The organism is Parabacteroides sp. KHUB-01 (genome assembly GCF_056640935.1).
This window is the reverse complement of sequence record NZ_CM153256.1, coordinates 474,214-492,202: the sequence shown is the minus strand read 5'-3', so window position 1 is coordinate 492,202 and position 17,989 is coordinate 474,214. Positions and strand designations below refer to the sequence as shown.

The 17,989-nt window shown below is 37.5% G+C and carries 17 protein-coding genes and 1 pseudogene; 4 read left to right on the top strand and 14 right to left on the bottom strand.

Going from position 1 to position 17,989, the window contains the following annotated elements; translation table 11 throughout:
- Positions 1–74: 74 nt before the first annotated feature.
- The 5 genes from ACYIAR_RS02410 to ACYIAR_RS02390 all read right to left on the bottom strand — a co-directional run bounded on the left by ACYIAR_RS02410 (position 75) and on the right by ACYIAR_RS02390 (position 6,718).
- Complete coding sequence (locus tag ACYIAR_RS02410; protein WP_480331880.1) at positions 75–1,658, bottom strand: 4Fe-4S dicluster domain-containing protein; 1,584 nt, start codon at positions 1,656–1,658, stop codon at positions 75–77.
- A gap of 9 nt (positions 1,659–1,667) precedes the next feature.
- The gene (locus ACYIAR_RS02405) at positions 1,668–2,600 is read right to left on the bottom strand and encodes a DUF362 domain-containing protein (RefSeq protein ID WP_480331878.1); all 933 of its coding nucleotides are present in this window, start codon (positions 2,598–2,600) and stop codon (positions 1,668–1,670) included.
- A 13-nt stretch (positions 2,601–2,613) separates the two neighbouring features.
- Positions 2,614–3,699 (bottom strand): linear amide C-N hydrolase, encoded by a 1,086-nt coding sequence (locus tag ACYIAR_RS02400; protein WP_480331876.1) that lies wholly within the window; start codon positions 3,697–3,699, stop codon positions 2,614–2,616.
- A 161-nt stretch (positions 3,700–3,860) separates the two neighbouring features.
- Positions 3,861–5,180 carry a TldD/PmbA family protein gene (locus tag ACYIAR_RS02395; RefSeq protein WP_480331874.1) on the bottom strand — a complete coding sequence of 440 codons (1,320 nt, stop codon included), beginning with the start codon at positions 5,178–5,180 and terminating at the stop codon, positions 3,861–3,863.
- Positions 5,181–5,182: 2 nt separating this feature from the next.
- On the bottom strand, positions 5,183–6,718 hold the full coding sequence (locus ACYIAR_RS02390) for a TldD/PmbA family protein (protein ID WP_480331872.1): 1,536 nt from the start codon (positions 6,716–6,718) through the stop codon (positions 5,183–5,185).
- Positions 6,719–7,028: 310 nt separating this feature from the next.
- Between ACYIAR_RS02390 and ACYIAR_RS02385 the strand changes: the two genes are divergently transcribed.
- The 3 genes and pseudogenes from ACYIAR_RS02385 to ACYIAR_RS02375 form a co-directional block, all read left to right on the top strand.
- The gene (locus ACYIAR_RS02385) at positions 7,029–7,409 is read left to right on the top strand and encodes a winged helix-turn-helix transcriptional regulator (RefSeq protein WP_480331870.1); all 381 of its coding nucleotides are present in this window, start codon (positions 7,029–7,031) and stop codon (positions 7,407–7,409) included.
- 65 nt (positions 7,410–7,474) lie between these two features.
- Entirely contained in the window at positions 7,475–8,236 is a 762-nt protein-coding gene (locus tag ACYIAR_RS02380) for an EFR1 family ferrodoxin (protein ID WP_480331868.1), read from the top strand.
- Between the two features lie 263 nt (positions 8,237–8,499).
- Positions 8,500–8,715: pseudogene (locus ACYIAR_RS02375) on the top strand (helix-turn-helix domain-containing protein); the annotation flags it as partial.
- Positions 8,716–8,785: 70 nt separating this feature from the next.
- Here the strand turns inward: ACYIAR_RS02375 and istB are convergent.
- The 3 genes from istB to ACYIAR_RS02360 are packed head-to-tail and all read right to left on the bottom strand — an operon-like array spanning position 8,786 to position 11,113.
- The gene (gene istB, locus ACYIAR_RS02370; RefSeq protein ID WP_480331376.1) at positions 8,786–9,559 is read right to left on the bottom strand and encodes an IS21-like element helper ATPase IstB; all 774 of its coding nucleotides are present in this window, start codon (positions 9,557–9,559) and stop codon (positions 8,786–8,788) included.
- Positions 9,549–10,991 (bottom strand): IS21 family transposase, encoded by a 1,443-nt coding sequence (gene istA / locus ACYIAR_RS02365; RefSeq protein WP_480331766.1) that lies wholly within the window; start codon positions 10,989–10,991, stop codon positions 9,549–9,551. The genes istB and istA overlap by 11 nt, the downstream gene beginning before the upstream one ends.
- On the bottom strand, positions 10,982–11,113 hold the full coding sequence (locus ACYIAR_RS02360; protein WP_480331704.1) for a hypothetical protein: 132 nt from the start codon (positions 11,111–11,113) through the stop codon (positions 10,982–10,984). The genes istA and ACYIAR_RS02360 overlap by 10 nt, the downstream gene beginning before the upstream one ends.
- Before the next feature lie 346 nt (positions 11,114–11,459).
- On the opposite strand from ACYIAR_RS02360, the gene ACYIAR_RS02355 reads away from it, so the two are divergent.
- Positions 11,460–12,230, top strand: a complete 771-nt coding sequence (locus tag ACYIAR_RS02355) for a S24 family peptidase (protein WP_230328882.1) — start codon at positions 11,460–11,462, stop codon at positions 12,228–12,230.
- A 353-nt stretch (positions 12,231–12,583) separates the two neighbouring features.
- Here ACYIAR_RS02355 and ACYIAR_RS02350 read toward each other — a convergent pair whose 3' ends face one another.
- The 6 genes from ACYIAR_RS02350 to ACYIAR_RS02325 all read right to left on the bottom strand — a co-directional run bounded on the left by ACYIAR_RS02350 (position 12,584) and on the right by ACYIAR_RS02325 (position 17,907).
- The gene (locus ACYIAR_RS02350) at positions 12,584–12,796 is read right to left on the bottom strand and encodes a hypothetical protein (protein WP_072530159.1); all 213 of its coding nucleotides are present in this window, start codon (positions 12,794–12,796) and stop codon (positions 12,584–12,586) included.
- A gap of 368 nt (positions 12,797–13,164) precedes the next feature.
- On the bottom strand, positions 13,165–13,557 hold the full coding sequence (locus ACYIAR_RS02345; RefSeq protein ID WP_480331865.1) for an ASCH domain-containing protein: 393 nt from the start codon (positions 13,555–13,557) through the stop codon (positions 13,165–13,167).
- Entirely contained in the window at positions 13,532–15,043 is a 1,512-nt protein-coding gene (locus tag ACYIAR_RS02340; RefSeq protein ID WP_480331863.1) for a hypothetical protein, read from the bottom strand. The genes ACYIAR_RS02345 and ACYIAR_RS02340 overlap by 26 nt, the downstream gene beginning before the upstream one ends.
- A gap of 295 nt (positions 15,044–15,338) precedes the next feature.
- The gene (locus ACYIAR_RS02335; protein WP_480331861.1) at positions 15,339–16,307 is read right to left on the bottom strand and encodes a hypothetical protein; all 969 of its coding nucleotides are present in this window, start codon (positions 16,305–16,307) and stop codon (positions 15,339–15,341) included.
- 198 nt (positions 16,308–16,505) lie between these two features.
- Positions 16,506–17,090: a YdeI/OmpD-associated family protein gene (locus tag ACYIAR_RS02330; protein ID WP_480331859.1), complete on the bottom strand. Its 585-nt coding sequence runs from the start codon at positions 17,088–17,090 to the stop codon at positions 16,506–16,508.
- A gap of 136 nt (positions 17,091–17,226) precedes the next feature.
- Positions 17,227–17,907, bottom strand: coding sequence for a zinc ribbon domain-containing protein (locus tag ACYIAR_RS02325; RefSeq protein WP_480331857.1), 681 nt, complete (start codon positions 17,905–17,907; stop codon positions 17,227–17,229).
- Positions 17,908–17,989: the final 82 nt, after the last annotated feature.

Genomic DNA, 17,989 nt, shown 5'->3' with positions numbered 1-17,989 from the left:
AGGAGCGACACTAATATCCAATGGTGTCGCCACTTCAGAGCTCATATTATAGTGGATGATATATACTATTCACATCAGAACCCAAAGTCCGTAACCTCAACCTCCTTGATTTCCTCAACTTTCGGTTTCTCAACTTTCTTATGCTCGGCATTAGCCTTGATAATAATAGCTCTCATAGGTCTTACCGGACAAATAGATTCGCAACCGCCGCAGCCGATACACAAATCCGGATTCACTTCCGGAATAGTAAGCGTGCCTTTGAAAGGCACCATCTTAACAGCTTGAGTAGGGCAATGTTCCGAACAAGCTCCGCAATCCGTATTCTCAGTATTTACAATACATCTGTTTATAAAGAAATGAGCAATACCTACCTGAGTCGTTGCCTTCTCTTCTTTTGTAATAGGCTTTATTGCGTGAGATGGGCAAACATCAGAGCAGACCGTACATTCATAATTACAGTAACTGTCAATATATGAAACATGCGGTTTCAGCAGATAGTCAAATCCATATTCCAATCCCGCAGGTCTGAGCACCTGGCTCGGGCACTGAGTAACGCACAGATGGCAACCCGTACACAAATCCTTGAAGCGCTCTATATTAAGAGAGCCCGGAGGAGTTATCGGTCCCCATTTCTTTCTTCTCTTCTTATGATGACCGCCTTTTCCGCCAACTTTTTCAGCAAGAGCTGAAGCAATCGGAAGGGTAGAAGCAACAGTTACAGTCGAAGCGATGAAAGAACGTCTGCTTCGGCTTGCAGAATTATTTGTCTGTGTTTCGCCCGTAGCATCCTGAGCAGTTTCTTTGGCAAAAGCTGGTTTCAGTTTGTATTTCAAACTTCCTTTCGCGCATGAAGAAACGCAGTTGAAACAATCGACACACCTTGATGTGTCAATAGTCATATCTTTACTGTTTATAGCTTCTGCTTTGCAAACTCGCTCGCAATTCCCGCAATGAACGCACGATTCTTTATCAATAGTTATACGGAAAAGCGAATAGCGTGACAAAATACTCAACAAAGCACCGACCGGACAAATGGAATTACAGAACAGTCGTCCGTGGAAAACCACCATAACTACAAACAAAGCAAGAGCAACAACTCCACTTATCAGACCTGCCGTCGTAACCGTAGTTACACTTGCCTGATACAGACTGTAATTATCCATCGACATCAATATGCTGGCAATGCCATTGTTTCCCCATATAATAATTGGTCTGAAAATATTAGTCACAATTCTGCCGAAATTACTGTATGGATCCAGCAGAAGATAGATATTCAGAACTCCAGCCAATACGCTTATCGCAGTCAGAACAAGAAGTGAATATCTCAGAATATTATATGGTTTCTTGTAAGAAAAACGGTGAGAGCCATTCTTCTTTTTCTTGCCGATACAATATATACGGTTGATAATGTCCTGCAAAACTCCCGCAGGGCAAATAGCGGAACAATATATTCGTCCGAATACGAATGTCAGCAGCAATTCAGCAATCACCACACCCGCAAAGCCACCCAGCAAGGCAGGCATCAGCTGCAAATGCAGAAATGTATGTGTCTTATCCGGAAGGACGTCCGCAAAATCAACGAAAAACAATATTATAGGCAAGAAGAAAACCAGAGCGAGAACAATTCTCGCTCCTTTAAGTATATTAAGTTTCTTCATTGTCAGAAATTATAACTTGATTCGTTTAATGTTCAGAGACTTCAAGTCTGTTGTTCCTAATTTCAGAGATTCTCCGTTTTTGATATGACCAACAGCTGCCATATCAAGTTTCTTCACCTGGTTGAACAATGACAAAGCAGCAGTGTCAACAGCAACAATATTAGGAGAAGCAATCAAAGATTTCAAAGTAGCAACGTCGGCAAGGCTCTTTCCCTGCGGGCCGTTCTGATGCATAATTCTGTAAGCATCAACAATGTTCAGCACCGGCTTTTTCTGCCATGTGCAGATATCGGCAATACACTGCTGCAAATCATTCTGATGGAAGAAACGGCGGTCCCAAACGATACCCATATAGTTCTTCATTGCGCAAGTAAGTTTCGCTCCGCCATGATTCTTCAGCACAGGAACATTGATCCATACATCAGCTTCGATAAGAGCTTCGTGGATTTTTGCGCTTTTCAGTTTAACTCCGCCAGGAATAGAAACTTCCTTGTAATATTTTTCGTCATTTCCGGGCATAATGATACCACCGGCTTCTTTCACAGCCTTTTCTATACCGCTGGTTTCGTAACACTTTTGCCAGTTGTCACAAGTGTGGTCAAACACAGTAACTTTTTCCGCTCCGGCATCAAGACATTTCTTAACCAAAGCCTTCACAAGTTTAGGATTTGTATTTCCTGCCATCTCCGGAGTTCTGTCCCAACCGATATTTGGTTTGATAACTACTTTCTGTCCTTTTTTAACGAACTTTCCAATTCCGCCCAATTCCTGCAATGCCTTATCAAGCATAACTTCCGGTTCTCCACCCATAACGGCAACCATATCAGGCGCTTTTTCTACTGCGATACTATTTGATGTCAAAGCAGCCTGCAAACCTTCAAAGTTTAAGGAAAGGGCAGCGCCTGCAATAACACTTGATTTAAGGAAATCTCGACGTTTCATAATTCTGATAAGTTTAAATATTGGTTACACAAATCTCCTCAACAGGTTGTTTTTTATCCTTATCCATAGGAACAAATTTATATCCCACAGAATTAAAATCTATTTTATTCAAATCAATACATCTTATAGTGCTGTTATACATCGTACGGAAATAAATCTTCTTGTTTTTAGTATCCGTAACCGATGTCCATTGCGTAGCACTTGGAATATCTGTCGGAGTTTGAGAGCTCAAAAACTCTATTCCGATAGGAATGTCAAAGTTGTTCAATATCTGGAATGACTGCTCAATTGTTTCATAAGCCGTTTGCTTTTGTGGAGCCGAAGCCTTATAGAAAGCAGCTCTTACGAAACGAGAAGGAGGAGTTACGTCTCCCGGCATTCCCAAAAAGCCGCTTCCGGCTCCGAACTGGGAAATCTTTTCTTCACCGATATTCTGGCTTTGTGCAGAACCCGGATAAAGATTCACATAATTGTTCAGATTGGCTACATGCCATTCAAAACCAGGAGAATTTGTTATAACACCAACTTTGTTGTCATAGAAATTCAATTTCCCGTCAACAATTTCCAGCACAACCTGTTTCCCGGTCGGCTCGGCAATTCTCCAGTGAACAGTAGAAGCTCTCGGGTCTATTGCCACAACATGAATGTCTTTTATCTTTTCCTTAACCTCTTCGATTGTTGAACAATTTGCCAAAATCCACGAAACCAGCTGAAGGTCGGAAATACTGCTTGAGCGTTTCGCTTCATCAAAAGCTTCATATTCTCCGTAGTTAGGGAAATAGAAAAGACCGGCAGACAGCCCGACTTCATTGATTCCTTCAGCTACAAATTCTTTCTGTTCTACCGACAGACCTACATATCCATACTTGGATTTGAACGTCATACCCTGACCTTTAATGGTAAACGCCTGATGTTCATAACCTCTTGGAACAATTACATACTGGCTGTTCAGCTCGCTGCCGCCCCATTCAATAGTTCGTGCATAAATGTAACTCCCATCTTTTGCAGATAGAGAAATACCTGTGCAGGCATCAGATTCATTTACGAACATGAAAGGAGAGCAGGCTGCCACCATCAGTGACAATATCTTTCGTTTCATAATTGTTTTTGTTAAAGTTGTTATTGAAGTCGACGAGGATTCAGAGACGAGTTGACAAGGGGGAAGGAGTCAAGTAGTCAAGTAGTTAAGAAGTCAAGTAGTTAATACTTGTTCCCCTATAGCCTTATCCCCTTGTTAACTCGTCAACTCGTCCCCTATACTTACAATCCGCTAAAATCCACACCCTCAAACGCCAAAGAAGGAATTCTCCAGCTTGACGAAGTTCTTGGGTCGTTACCGATAGCAGCAAGATTGCTCCACAGTGTAACCATATTTCCAGTTACATTCATTTCGGAAACAGGTTTAGTAAGCTTTCCGTTTTCGATAAGGAAACCTTCAATACCATAAGAGAAGTCGCCTGTTGAACTGTTGCAGTTTCCACCATTGAAACCAGTAACGAATATACCCTTGTTTACATCAGAAATCAAACCTTCAACATCTTTATCTCCCAGATTCATAGCCATAATAGAAGGAGAGGAGATAGTTGGCGCAACATTCATCTTGTTGGCACGATAAGTATCGATGAAGTATGTCTTTAGCACACCATTCTCAAAAATTGGCTGGCGTTTGGTAGCAACACCTTCATTGTCGAAATATCTTGCACCGGCACTCTTCTTCAAATGCGGTTCGTCAATAATCGTCATTTTGTCGCCAAACACTTTCTGGTTCAGTTTGTCAAGAAGGAATGAATTCTTCTGCTGGATACTTCCGCCATCAATAGCTTCAATTACCGGAGAAAGCAATCTTGCAGAATTCATGTTGTCAACAACCATAGTATATTTGCCGGAACCAGCCTTTTTCTGTCCCAACTTGCGCAAAACCCTTTCAAGGGCCTTCTGTCCGATACCTTCTTTCTTCAGAGTGTCATAGAACAAAGAGAAGTCATACCAGTATGATTCCGGACGCGCTTCACCTTCGCCCTTGATGCTTACGCTGGCAAAAGTGCTGAACGAAGAAGAAGAAGCTTCGCCTTCAAAGCCATTGCTTGAAACCATGTATTTGAATTCCTTACCATCGCTGAACGAAGAAGACGCAGAAATAATTCTGTCATCCTTGCCCATAATTTCGTCGCACGCCTTCATTGCCAAATCCACCTTTTCGTCCGGCTGGATATTGTCGAAATTAGAGTCGAAAAGCTGCAAATCCTCGCCGCCTCCTTTGTAATAGCGTTCAGCGTCCGGCAAAGTTCTTGCCTTGTCTTCAGCAAGGAAGCGTGTAGCAGCTATGCCGTCTTTGATAAATTTCTCAAGTTCTTTTTTGTCAAGTCTGTTAGTGGAATAAGAACCGAATCTTCCGTCAACATAAATCTGAATTATAAAACTGTTTTCAGAAGCCTGGTGAAGACGGTCAATCTTCATATCGCGAATCTCAAACGTACTGCTTGAACCATTATATATTGTTACTCGTGAAGCCTGGCAACCATTTTTCAGAGCAAACTCCATAGCCCATTGAGCCAGCTTTTTATTTTCATTTGTAATCATAATCAATTTTCTCCTCCTACAGTTAATTTACTTACTAAAGCAGATGGCATACCACAAGTTACAGGACAAGACTGGCCATCCTTTCCGCAAGTCCATGTTCCGTTGTCCATTTTATAGTTGTTTCCAACCATAGTAATGTCGGCAAGAGCCTTCGGACCGTTACCAATGATATTGATATCTTTGATAGGCTGAGTCAGCTTTCCGTTCTCAATCAGATAACCGTCTTTTACGAAGAATGTAAAGTCGCCGGCACCAATCTGAACCTGTCCGTTTGTGAAGTTTGCAGCATAGATACCTTTCTTCACAGTTGAAATCATTTCCTCTTCAGTAACGTTGCCTGCTTCCATATAAGTAGCACGCATACGAGGAATAGGCATCTGTCTGAAGTTTTCACGGCGTCCGTTACCTGTTGAGCGGATTCCATAATGCTTCGCACTGATTCTGTCGTGAAGATAACTTGTCAGAATACCTTCTTTCACGATATAAGTCTTTTGTCCTTCGATACCTTCGTCATCGATGTTCACAGAACCGCGGTTGAAAGGAATAGTACCATCGTCCACCACATTGATATGCTCGTCACAAACTTTCTTGTTAAGCAAGTCTGAGAAAATAGATACATTTTTACGGTTGAAATCAGCCTCAAAAGCATGTCCGATAGCTTCGTGAAGCAAGATACCGGAACCACCGGCACCCATAACCACCGGCATTTCACCACCTTTAGGCTTGATAGCCTGGAACAGGATAGATGTTTTATTCACAGCCTCATTAGCCAATTCCTCAATCAGCTCATCATTAAGGAATTCTGCGCCCATACGGAACGCTCTTGCAGCATATGAATTTTCAACCTGTCCGTTGTCTTCCATAATACATACGGCAGAAAGAGAACACATCGGACGATAATCATAATACATCTGTCCTTCGCTGTTGCAGAACAAAATATGAGAAGTTGAATCACCAAGGAAAGCTCTAACCTTATGAACTCTCTTGTCAAGTTCAAAAATACGGTCGTTCAGCTTCTGCAAATAAGGCATCTTGTCCTGGACAGACAGCAAATCCCAATCCTTTGAAATATTATAGTAATTGTGTTCCGGCTTTATTTCAGTGATATTAGCCGGCTGGAATTTGTTTGAAGAGTTTGCAATTCTGGCAGCAGTGCGTGCCGCTTTGATCATCTCATCCAGAGTGATGTTCTCAACATAGGCATAACCAGTCTGGTCGCCTGCAAGAACACGCACACCCATACCAAAGTCGATGTTTGAAGCAGCAGAGTTAACCTCTCCGTCCTGCAACCCTATGTTGTTGTAATGCGTATGTTCAAAGAAAAGATCAGCATAATCTCCACCCTTTTCCAAAGCCGCAGCCAAAACTTTATTAAGATCTTCTTCACTCACCTTGAAGTGATTCAAGGCAAAAGCCACTCCTTGTGCTTTGTCAACAGCGTTACCACTTGTGCAACTGCTCAGGAATGAAGGAGCAGCAAGAGATGTAAGTACGGCCATACTTCCTGTCTTTAAAAATTCTCGACGATTAAATTTCATAATACATAAATTATCATTGTTAAAATTTGACAAGAATCAGTAATAGAGCTGGGGCAAGCCAACAGAATCAATTTTTCTCATCCAAACTTTATTTGTCTCAAACCGTTTTCACGGCCTTCATTGTGCTAAATTAGTAAATAATTCATTATATATATATGTAGGGGTGAGAATTTCTTGTTTTAATGCATTAAAGCTGGGGTTAGTGTCCATTTTGAATCACGTGCTTTCTGCTTTAGTATAAAAAATATACTTGGTAAATAAAGTATATTATTATCTTTGTGCACTGGAATTCATTAGATATAGATAGTCCATGAAAAGATCAACAGTACAAGATGCCATGTTCCCAGGTTGTCCTGTAAGGAACATATTGGCAAGATTATGTGACAAATGGGCATTACTCGTCATATATATCCTTGACAGGTCAGATAAGGAAAGCATGCGTTTTATGGAGCTGAAACAGCAAATGCCGGATATATCACAGAAAATGCTGACAATGACACTCCGTACACTGGAAGAGGACGGATATGTGACAAGAACAATATTCTCAGAGATACCACCGAGAGTGGAATACGCTCTTACTGAAAGAGCAAAATCATTGAAGCCAATCCTTGATTCACTACTCCAATGGTCTATTGATAATATGGATGATATTATGTGTGACCGTAAAAAGATTAGTCCCGTTAAAGACTGAATATATTACTTCCTGGTATGCTGAGTAAAACAGAATAAAAATCATAGATAGAGGAGATAAAAGATATGAACATTTATGAAATAGTTTTCAGTCCGACAGGTGGAACAAAGAAAGTTGCCGACTTTCTGGCTGCCGAATTGAGTCAGGAAATTAGATGTATCGATTTGTCAAACGCGAATGAGGATTTTCATAGATTCTCTTTGGCAAATGAAGATACGGCTATAGTTGCTGTTCCATCATATAGCGGGCGCGTGCCTTCCACAGCCGCGGAGCGCATTGCAAAGATTCAGGGCAATGGAGCAAAAGCAATTTTGGTTTGCGTGTATGGCAATCGAGCCTATGAGGATACATTGGTGGAACTTCAGGACATTGTTCAGCAGGCGGGATTTTCTGTTATAGGAGCTGTTGTTGCAATTGCTGAACATTCAATAGCTCATAAATATGCCACAAACAGACCTGATAAGGATGATTACGGAATATTGAAAGAGTTTGCAGAGAAGATAAGTGAGAAATTGAAGACAAATGACTTTTCCACTCCAGCAATACCGGGCAACAGACCTTACCGGAAAATTGCCAATGTAGGTATCGTGCCTAAAGTCACAAATGCATGTACCCAATGCGGTCTCTGTGCTTTAAGATGCCCGGTAGGAGCCATCGACAAGAATAATCCGGCAAAAGTAAACAAGAAAGTCTGTATCTCGTGCATGCGATGCGTTACTGTATGTCCACATCATGCAAGAAAGGTGAACGGATTGCTCCTTGCTGTCGTAAACATGATGCTAAAGAAGGCATGTACCGTGCGGAAAGAATGTGAGCTATATCTCTGATGCATCACTTTAGGTACTTTTTGGGGAGGGTGTTGTAAAACTATTTAAGGTGGATGTAGCAAGCGGTAGGATATGAAAATAGAACAAGTATAAAATATAGGATTTACAATCAATCACTATGATTTGACAATAAGTTTTCTAATAAAAATTAGTTTTATTCTCAGAAATTACATAGTTTTGTGTTTATAATCTTCATAATAGTGAAGATTAATACTCGAAAATACATATAACTATCATTATAATGATATATAAATTCGGCTTATATGGTAGATTTCTATGAATACTCCACGCCTGAGCTTGTAAGGCTATTAGGCAACAGATTTAAGGAATATAGAATTCGTTGCAATCTTACTCAGAAAGATGTTTCTGAGCAATCCGGTATTGGACTTACAACCATCCACAAATTCGAGAATGGTACAGTGGAAAATATAAAGTCACTTGACCCACTATTATACTCTAAATTGACCCATCAAAAAAATATTAGAATTAAGTAGAGAAAAATGCATTTTAACCCGGGTCAGTTTCAATTATAATTCTTTATAGCAGATACTACTTCTTTTTAGCATTAATCTTTCTTACAGAATCTCCCGTTAGTTCAATTTTGTGTGCCGTATGTACAATTCTGTCCAGGATTGCATCAGCTAAAGTAGGATCTCCAATTGCATCATACCAGCTTTCAACTGGAAGTTGTGATGTTATTATGATTGATTTTATTCCGTGTCTGTCTTCTATTATTTCCATAAGTATTGACCTTTCCCTGGCATCCAGTCCTATAAGAAAGAGATCGTCTAAAATAAGCAGTGAACACTTTTCAATTTTTTTCATCTCAGATTCTATAGTTCCCTTGTTTTTGGCCATTTTAAGCTGTCCCATAAGCTTTGACGCATTGGAGTATAAAGTTCTGACTCCATTTTTGCATGCTTCATATCCTATTGCTGAAGCTATATAGCTTTTACCTGTTCCGGAGCTTCCTGTGATAAAAATATTCTGTCCGTCTCTTATAAAATCAAGAGAAGCAAGTCTCTCGAGCTGGTTCCGGTCAAGGTTCCGTTTTATTGTATAGTCTATTTTTTCCATATATGCCTTATATCTGAAGTTTGCAGATCTTATCAGTCGCTCAATGCTTACATTGCGTCTGTAATCATACTCGCTTTCAAGAAGCCATTTCAGGAACTCATCGTTTGTCATACCATCAGAGGATGTTGTCCTGCAGTCATTCCTGTATGTTTCAAGCATACCGTAAAAACGTAATTTGGAGAGTAACTCCATTATTCTGTCCATATTTTTTCCGACAGTTCTGTTTGTTTTATTATTACTTGTCATTTTTATCCATATTTTTAGAGTTAAAATAATCCTTACCTCTGAGATTTCTGTGTTTAGGGGTAAGTTCAGGAGCAAGCCCCTCCATTTGTATATGATACTTTTCATCTTCCCTGTTTACCAGAAGGCTTTCAAGTTCGTTGAACCCGAACATGCAGGATTCCATTGCTATCTGGCATGCAAGAACCACTCTGTCGTGTCCGAAACATTCCACAAGACATAATATACCATCAGCTGAACGTATAGCCTGAACAGGATATTTTTTGGCAACAGCCACCAACTTTATATACTCTTCCACTACCGGGTCTATTTCACGTGCCTTGCGGTATATATCATCCATTCTGATTCTGTATTCATGTAGTACTCCGGGAAGTTTATGGGAAGGTTTTTCTGAATAAGTGAAAGGTGTATCATCCCTGCGATGTGTCGTTATGTGTCTGAATTTATGATATATCTTCACTGTGTCCCCATCATACAGTAATTCTACAGCATCGCCTATATACTCTTTAGGAACACTGTAATAGTGATTGTTAAGCGATACATAACTGTTTTTCATGACAGTTGCCGTTTTCCGGTTTTTTGATATAAATCTTGTTGCCGGCAATATATGTAGCCTGTCTTTCTCGACCTCGAGGAAACGCTCCCTACGGCTGTAGCTGCGGTTGTACATCTTTCGGCTGTTCAATGCGTCAGTATGTTTCATTATTTCTATGTTCAAGGCTTCAATATCATTGAATTTCAATCCTGTCATCTTTGAATATACCTCCCTGTAAAGCAGTCTTACAGCATTTTCAACCAAAGCCTTGTCTTTGGGTTTGCGCACTCTTGCCGGAAAGACAACACAACCATAATGGTCTGCAAATGCCGCAAAGTCATCATTTATTACAGGCTCTATTCCACCGGGCCTTGTTACGGCAGATTTGAGGTTGTCGGGAACTATGGCATTTGGTACACCTCCAAAATAATGGAAAGCATTTTCACATGCCTGGATAAGATATTCTTTCTTTTGCGATGGTACAGCCTCGTAATAAGTAATCTGACTGCATGGAAGTATCGCAGCAAAGACTTCTACGGGAACCTTATCACCCGTATTCCTGTCTGAAATATAAAGTTTGTCACCGGCAAAATCCACATACATCTGATCACCAGCTATATGATCTATGCGTCCAACCGGTATTTTTACCTCCCTTTCACGTCTGAGATACAGGCAGAATGAACAATAACTGTAACCTTGGGGACGGTTTCTCAGATACTCCTCATACAAGGACCTTCTTGTTGTTCCACGGGATTTAAGTCGTTTAATGTACTCAGGTATATGTTCTTGAAGATACTTATACTCTGCAGATCCTGTTGATTCGTTGTCAGTCTCCGTACCGAAAAGTTCATGCAGATGATGCTCGTCCATTTTCAACAGGCGTTCCAGCTCTATACCCATATCCTCGTATATTCGGATATACCGTTTACTGTATTACGTGAAATCAGAAGAGAAGAACTGATACTACGGATACTCATTCCTGACTGGTAGCACCGCAGTATGTGCTTGATTCTTATTTTCATTCTTTAAAATTTTTATTCGGTTAATGATACCGGGTTAAAATGCTTTTTAAAGTACAAAAACAAGACTGAAATGTGGTAATTCTATAGGGTCAATTTTTATTATAATCTAAGTGGGTCAGTTTCGGTTATAAAGGTGGGTCAGGTGATTTTTATAATAGTGGGTCAAGTGACTTTATATTTTCCATCCATCTCCTTTGCAGGCACGTTTCCAGTCTCGAATCTCAGTATCATATTCTTTGCTCTTTTTAAGTTTTACTTCTAATATTCGTGAATCTCGGCCCTTTTTAGTATATTTGGCCGCTGTTCATCACTGAACACGGTGCAAATATACAAAACATTTCGCCATATGCAAACAAAAGAACAAAAAATATCGCCAATAAAGCAAAGGATTTTGTCTTTTGCTGGTACTTTAGGTATAAGCAAGCGTGATTTTTACAGTAAAATAGGGGTGTCAAGAGGGACTCTTGAGAGTAGTACAGGTATCACAGAGGATGTAATGGCGAAATTTATCGCCACCTATCCAAACATCAATAGTGATTGGCTGCTAACCGGTAGAGGACAGATGTTGAAAGATGATGGCGGCATACCGAAAGACTTGGTTCGAACAGATCCGGCAAAAGGTGTGAATTATATTGGGGCCACTGCGCCAACTGGTACTGGTTCCTATGGTACTGCTGAGGATAAAACAGAGGAAACAACTGCCAGAATTGCTACCCAACCAGGTGAGGGCATCCCCTTGATACCTTTTGAAGCGATGGCCGGTGCACTCACATGTGAGCAAACGGTATTGGAATACGAATGCGAACGCTATGTTGTACCTATGTTCAAAGGGGCAGACTTCCTTATTCCGGTGAAAGGATCATCCATGTACCCGAAATACAGTTCCGGTGACATCGTAGCCTGCCAGCGTGTATCGATGAGCGACCTGTTCTTCCAGTGGAACAAGGTGTATGTAATCGACACCAATCAAGGAGCACTAATCAAACGCATCAAACCGGGAAGCGATCAAGAACATGTATTGATAGTATCAGACAATGAGAAGTACGACCCATTCGAATTGCCACTCGCTGCCATCCACGCGGTCGCACTCGTCATTGGCGTAATACGACTCGAATAGCACTCAAACGCCCCACGCACGCACATTTTATACCTTAAAAGGTTACCATATTACATAATATACTGAATAATAGGTAATTATACAATGTTTAGATATAATTATATACCGTTTGCAAGTGGCTTTTTCTACCCATTTAAACGGCTTTTTCTGCCAAAAGGGGCATTTATTTTACATTTTGTATATCTGTACGAGGTCTGAAAGCATGGTTTTTGTAACCCTTTTGTAACCCTTTTAACATTTATAATGTAACCCTTATACGTAACCCTTTTCGTAACCCATTACGTATAAAAAAAGCCGCTGAAACGCTCCGGGAAGTAAGCGAAACAGCGGCTAAACAGCTATATAACAGCAATTTATATAGTACTACGAATAAGGTGAGAGACAACAATCCGAGCGCGCTTGGTCATCCGGATGCTTCCGTCCTCCATTTTGGCGTGCAAAAGGGTGCTTTTCTTGATCCCGATACGGTCTTCATCCAACGTATCAAACACGGCAGAAAGGCTACCGAAATAGAAGTCTTTCTTCTCAAAAATCAAATGAACATGTACTACCTTAATCTGTCCCATATCGCACTTTTTCTACTGCAAATATACCAAATAACGCTTATATGGAAGAATTTACGCCAAATTATTTTCAATCACACCTCAAATTTGTACTCAAAATAAGAGCCGCCAGAACAGACGTCATTATGGCGCGTTCTAACGGCTTTCTATAGCCATTCTAATAAAGATAACGGGAGTAAAGCTAAAAGGCAACAGAGGCAAAGAAAACGGCCTCATTTAACCTCCTACGTGTAAACCTGGAGTAAGCCAAAAGTAAACTTCGTTTTGAAAGGCCGTCCGATGTCAATCTCCTGTAACGTGCTAATCCATAACTTGTTGCGGTCACTTTCTGCTCAACCTCATTTTAACGCTTCGTTCTGTGCCCTATATAATCATAAAAATGATTCAGGTAATTCTATATATTGGAAAGATTGTGGAGCTGATTTAAGACCTAATTCAGAAAGTTCCCTTGATTTCTCATAAAATGAAATATCTTTCAATTTTATTGCATAGGCAATTGGGCAACCATTAAAATATTTATCAAAGAAATTTTTAGTAATTCCTGAATGTAGATATGTTGACTCCCAAATGTTTTCAGGGCTATTACATAAAATCGCTTCTATAGAACTTATAGCAACTATTTTTTTTACTGGAAATGAACTATATATTAATATTTTCTTTATGTTACTATCTTTGTGTATAGCTTTACGGTATTCATATAATTTATTACCTATCCGTATTTCTTCTACGAATTTGGGCTTAATTGGTAGTAAGATACATTTCATACGATGTCTTTTTTAATAAATTTAAATACTGTCTGATATTAATTTTTATTGGAGTTTGTGAGGTTATTTGTGATGTATTAATTTCATTCATTTCCAAGTCATTATTATCAATGTTGAAACTTTCAATTCCATATATATAAAGAAATTCAATAACAACAGGTTCTCTATTAGCTTTTATCCAATAATTGGTTAATTCTTCATTTGAAAGTATACTTCTTTTTCTGCATCTATTGTAAAATTCTTGATAAGTTTCAAATTTTTTATAAATATACTCTACTATGCCGACAGCAAGTAATTTCCGTTCTTGTTTCTCTAATGAATTTTGATAAAATAGCAAACAATCTCCTGACGATATTTCAGTATTACTACTATTATTAAGTATAACGATCTTTTTGATTGCTCGTTTTGTTGGCATTATATCTAGTTTATCTTCAAAAAGAGTATCTTGTGGTAATAGTTGATAAACATATGTTTTATTTAAAGGGATTATAAATGCATGATTAGGTATATGATGCATAGGAAAATTTTTCATAATATCATTTTTGAAAGTGTACTTCATTTTTTTTACATAAACTAATTCATTATATAGTTTCCCACTTTCTTTTTCTCCATAATTCTCAAATCCCCAAGTTGTTATCATATTTATTAATCTTTTACGTGCTTTATTATTATTAAAAATGGTAATATAAATTTCTTCAACTTGATTAATTAAAGCTGTTTGAAAAATAATTCTCATAAATCTTTCACCTAATTTTTGACCATTATAGTTAACTTTTAATGAAGAAATTTTAAGCCTTCTTAGTGGTTGAAAAACAGGGCATATATCAGAATAATCTTCTGTTTCATCTTCTATTTTTAATTTTAATAAAGCTTTGAGCCGTCCTTTTTTATCTGTGCTGATAAATACATCATCATCTGCTTTTTTTCTAAACCATTCCATAAAGTATGGATTATATTCTCTTTTAAAATCTCCAAAGAAAGGATCTTTAATAGATAAAGAACCAAATTTGCATATTTGAACAATTGCTCCTTTAGTTTCATCTAAATGACGATATTCTATTGAACATTTTTCTATGAAACTTTCTATGGTATATACACGTGAGTCTAATCCTATTTCTTGAGACATTAAATGTGTCTGTTCATTCTCAGTAATGAGATAATCAACATTATTTGTGTCAAGCAAATTTAAATGAGCTAATGCCGTATTGGCTGATTTGCGTTCTACATACAATAAATTTTTGATTTTTGATTTTAGGGAATAAATTTTTGATGTTAATGGTGGTACTATTTTTAATGGGATAAAAGTATAAAGTTTATCAAACTCAGATATAGGAGCAAAGTTTGTTAAAATAGCAACAGAAGAAATATCAATAATCTTTTCTGCTTTGATCTTATCCAGCCAATTAATTAACAAATGAATTCCATCAATATAGTCAGCCTTTAATAAATAACAAAGAAGTATATCAGTACCTATGAGTATTTTCATTTTCTAATCAATTTAATAATTAAATGATATGAAGTAACTATAATAGATATAAAAACAACAATAATCATACCAGATATTATTAACAGTTTAAAATATTCAGGTATTGAGTATGGTAAAAAATTTGAAATTTTGAATGAAAGCATAGAACCACACCAACCTAGAAGTACTACTATACATAAATATACAAATAATCTAATCAATTGGACTTTTGGGTATATAGTAGTAAAAAATATACGGTAATCATTAAATGGAATAAATTTTTCTTTAGTCTCAATTATTGAGTTTTCGTTTATTTTCATTTCTTCTTTTTTTCTCTTTTTTTCCAATGATGAGCAATATAGTTTCTTTTATAGCAATTCTTAGGAAGATATGTTTCCCATAAATCTTTTTCTAAGAGTCGACTGTCTTGTTTTATAGAACTACCATTAGCCACATTTTCCCTTGTATCAGCCATGTAGAATAAATGAACTTTATCAAAGTTAAAGGGGGTATATTTATCCTCTTTAATTTTATCCATAACATCCGTACTAATATTTCTAATTTCATTTATACGAAAATCATACATGTCAATTTGTGAGAAAGCTGCTTGAAGAAAATCATTAGAAATGTGTTCTGATTTAACTATATCATTAATCTTTGTCGGTTCTATTCTAAAGCGAATATAAATTTTATTTATTTTTAATGGAGCATTTTGAATATGAATTCTTAATAATTTCCCAGCAATAATGCTCTTATTGTTTTTTGAGTATGTTTTATAGAAAGGGATAATATCAAATTTGGTAGGTCCTAACTGATGTAAAAAGAATTTTGTATTATTCTCTTTATCCATGACTTTCCCAAAGGTATCACCCTGACCTACCTCAGTTTTGTAATCACTATTAAAAACAGTACAAAGTAATTGATTATTATTTTGTAATTTCTTTATCAAATCAAAATCATGACCATTCTCTACAAAATCAAAGGGGATATACACATATATCCATTCAATTTCTGAATTAATCATTAAACCAAAATCAAAATATAATTTCGTATTTGAAAATATATATTTTCCTGTGTCAATTTTCCAAACATTGATATGACATTCTGCTGCAAAATTGTCATTTAGGCCTTTGTTGTTCTGCTCTTTGTCATTTTGGTCTTTGTTGTTCTGGCCTTTGTCATTTTGGTCTTTGTTGATCTGGCCTTTGTCATTTTGGCCTTTATTGTTCTGGTCTTTATCGTCCTGGACATTTCTTAACTTATATGCGAATGCAAAACTTTCCATTTTCAATAAATATATGTAAAAGAGTGGATTTATACTTAAATAATATATTTGCAAATATATTTAAAATTTCAAATATAAGGATTTTTTTTAACCATCAAAAATACACATAATTTAGATGATTCTGTAAATCAGGTATAACATCATAGTGGTACAAAATCGAAGAGAATAAAATGTGTATATTAAATAATGTTTCTTGTTTTATCTCAAAATCTTATTATAAAGTCTTCCATTGTCATTCCATTCTCCGTAAAGAAGTCCTTTTCGGGTATTTTCTATGAATTTGTTCAGGCGACTTTCAAAAAGTTCAGGCTGATTCTTTTTAATTTGGATAGTATCAATTCTGATTCGTTTATATAAATCAGGGAATTGGCAGAAATTGTTCCACACTAACGGGTCGGATTGTAGCCTTTGCAATATATCCTTGTCTATGGTAAAACCATTGGGAGACATATCCGGCAGAACAGCTCTTCCGGCATCAGTCATCAGTCCTAATCGTTCCATTCTGCGGCATCTTTCTTTATTGAGCTCGGACCAATTGCTTTTTGGCTTTCGTGGACAAAGTTTCTGGACTGTTACATCATCTGCTATTTTTTTAGTAGTACTGTCTATCCAACCGAAGCATAGGGCTTCCTCTACAGCGTCGATATACCAGAAAGTATTGTTATCCGTAGGTCTACCACGTTTTACCACTACCCAGCATTCTTTTTCAGTTTTGTGGTTCTGTATTAACCATTCACGCAGCTCGGTTCTTGATTTGACATCCAATAAATTATGAATTTCCATTGTCGGCCATTTTTGATTTGCATTTTGTAATTTTGTCCTTTCAGTAGAAGGTTATTGTCATAAATATCTTACTTTTTTCATAATGAATGCAAGACATAAAGAATGCTATGTCTATTCTTAATAATATGAATTTATATTACAACTTTTCGTGCGCAAATTCTCCATTAATCCAAAATGTAGCCTCTTTTCCTATGAAATGTAAAAGTACAAAATTAGGATCTGTATGGCCATACGGAAAGTGATTGATAAGCCAGTCTTGCCACATATCTTTTCGTATGTTATCATCAGTTATAATCTCAATGATTCCTCTCAAGCCGACACTGTCACCATAGTTTGAATAACAAAGTCCGGCTTTGTTGTTCAGTTTGAAATCTGTAACCTTCACAGAATTGGCAGCGGTTGCCAGCCATACCTCATTACATCCTTTTGAACTGATTTTGGACATTGGAACCGGACGTGGAAATCCTTCGTTATCAATTGAGGCAATCGTAATGTCCTTACATTGTGCTAACAAGCCAGTTGCTTTTTCTGTAAATGTTCTTTCATCTTTTTCTTTCCATCGTTTAAGAGTAGGGAAGAATTGTCTCATATTTTTCTTAGCCTGTTCCGGAGTAAGATTCCATCCTGTCTCCTTATTTATCTGATCCGTAAATTGAGCACAAAATTCTATCATCTGGCTCATGTTAAAATCTTGTGTGAATTGTCCTTTCTGATAACAATAAGAGCAGTATTCATTGTTCAAACTTCCATCAGAGTTTGTTCCTTTATTTGTATCAGTGAGAGGCATACCGCAACTTTGACAAAATTCTTGTCCCATAATACATTCTGTTAATGATTAAATTATGATTTCAAAAATACGGAAATATCTTCAATGTTCATCGGATGACTTAAAAAGATAT

What these genes read in the sequence shown, in the direction of transcription:
- ACYIAR_RS02390 (WP_480331872.1), bottom strand. Translation starts at nt 6,718, where the DNA reads ATGAAATTTAATCGTCGAGAATTTTTAAAGACAGGAAGTATGGCCGTA.
- ACYIAR_RS02395 (WP_480331874.1), bottom strand. Translation starts at nt 5,180, where the DNA reads ATGATTACAAATGAAAATAAAAAGCTGGCTCAATGGGCTATGGAGTTT.
- ACYIAR_RS02345 (WP_480331865.1), bottom strand. Translation starts at nt 13,557, where the DNA reads ATGAAATGTATCTTACTACCAATTAAGCCCAAATTCGTAGAAGAAATA.
- ACYIAR_RS02325 (WP_480331857.1), bottom strand. Translation starts at nt 17,907, where the DNA reads ATGGGACAAGAATTTTGTCAAAGTTGCGGTATGCCTCTCACTGATACA.
- istB (WP_480331376.1), bottom strand. Translation starts at nt 9,559, where the DNA reads ATGACAAGTAATAATAAAACAAACAGAACTGTCGGAAAAAATATGGAC.
- ACYIAR_RS02355 (WP_230328882.1), top strand. Translation starts at nt 11,460, where the DNA reads ATGCAAACAAAAGAACAAAAAATATCGCCAATAAAGCAAAGGATTTTG.
- ACYIAR_RS02410 (WP_480331880.1), bottom strand. Translation starts at nt 1,658, where the DNA reads ATGAAGAAACTTAATATACTTAAAGGAGCGAGAATTGTTCTCGCTCTG.
- ACYIAR_RS02385 (WP_480331870.1), top strand. Translation starts at nt 7,029, where the DNA reads ATGAAAAGATCAACAGTACAAGATGCCATGTTCCCAGGTTGTCCTGTA.
- ACYIAR_RS02330 (WP_480331859.1), bottom strand. Translation starts at nt 17,090, where the DNA reads ATGGAAATTCATAATTTATTGGATGTCAAATCAAGAACCGAGCTGCGT.
- ACYIAR_RS02350 (WP_072530159.1), bottom strand. Translation starts at nt 12,796, where the DNA reads ATGGGACAGATTAAGGTAGTACATGTTCATTTGATTTTTGAGAAGAAA.
- ACYIAR_RS02400 (WP_480331876.1), bottom strand. Translation starts at nt 3,699, where the DNA reads ATGAAACGAAAGATATTGTCACTGATGGTGGCAGCCTGCTCTCCTTTC.
- ACYIAR_RS02335 (WP_480331861.1), bottom strand. Translation starts at nt 16,307, where the DNA reads ATGGAAAGTTTTGCATTCGCATATAAGTTAAGAAATGTCCAGGACGAT.
- ACYIAR_RS02405 (WP_480331878.1), bottom strand. Translation starts at nt 2,600, where the DNA reads ATGAAACGTCGAGATTTCCTTAAATCAAGTGTTATTGCAGGCGCTGCC.
- istA (WP_480331766.1), bottom strand. Translation starts at nt 10,991, where the DNA reads ATGGGTATAGAGCTGGAACGCCTGTTGAAAATGGACGAGCATCATCTG.
- ACYIAR_RS02360 (WP_480331704.1), bottom strand. Translation starts at nt 11,113, where the DNA reads ATGAAAATAAGAATCAAGCACATACTGCGGTGCTACCAGTCAGGAATG.
- ACYIAR_RS02340 (WP_480331863.1), bottom strand. Translation starts at nt 15,043, where the DNA reads ATGAAAATACTCATAGGTACTGATATACTTCTTTGTTATTTATTAAAG.
- ACYIAR_RS02380 (WP_480331868.1), top strand. Translation starts at nt 7,475, where the DNA reads ATGAACATTTATGAAATAGTTTTCAGTCCGACAGGTGGAACAAAGAAA.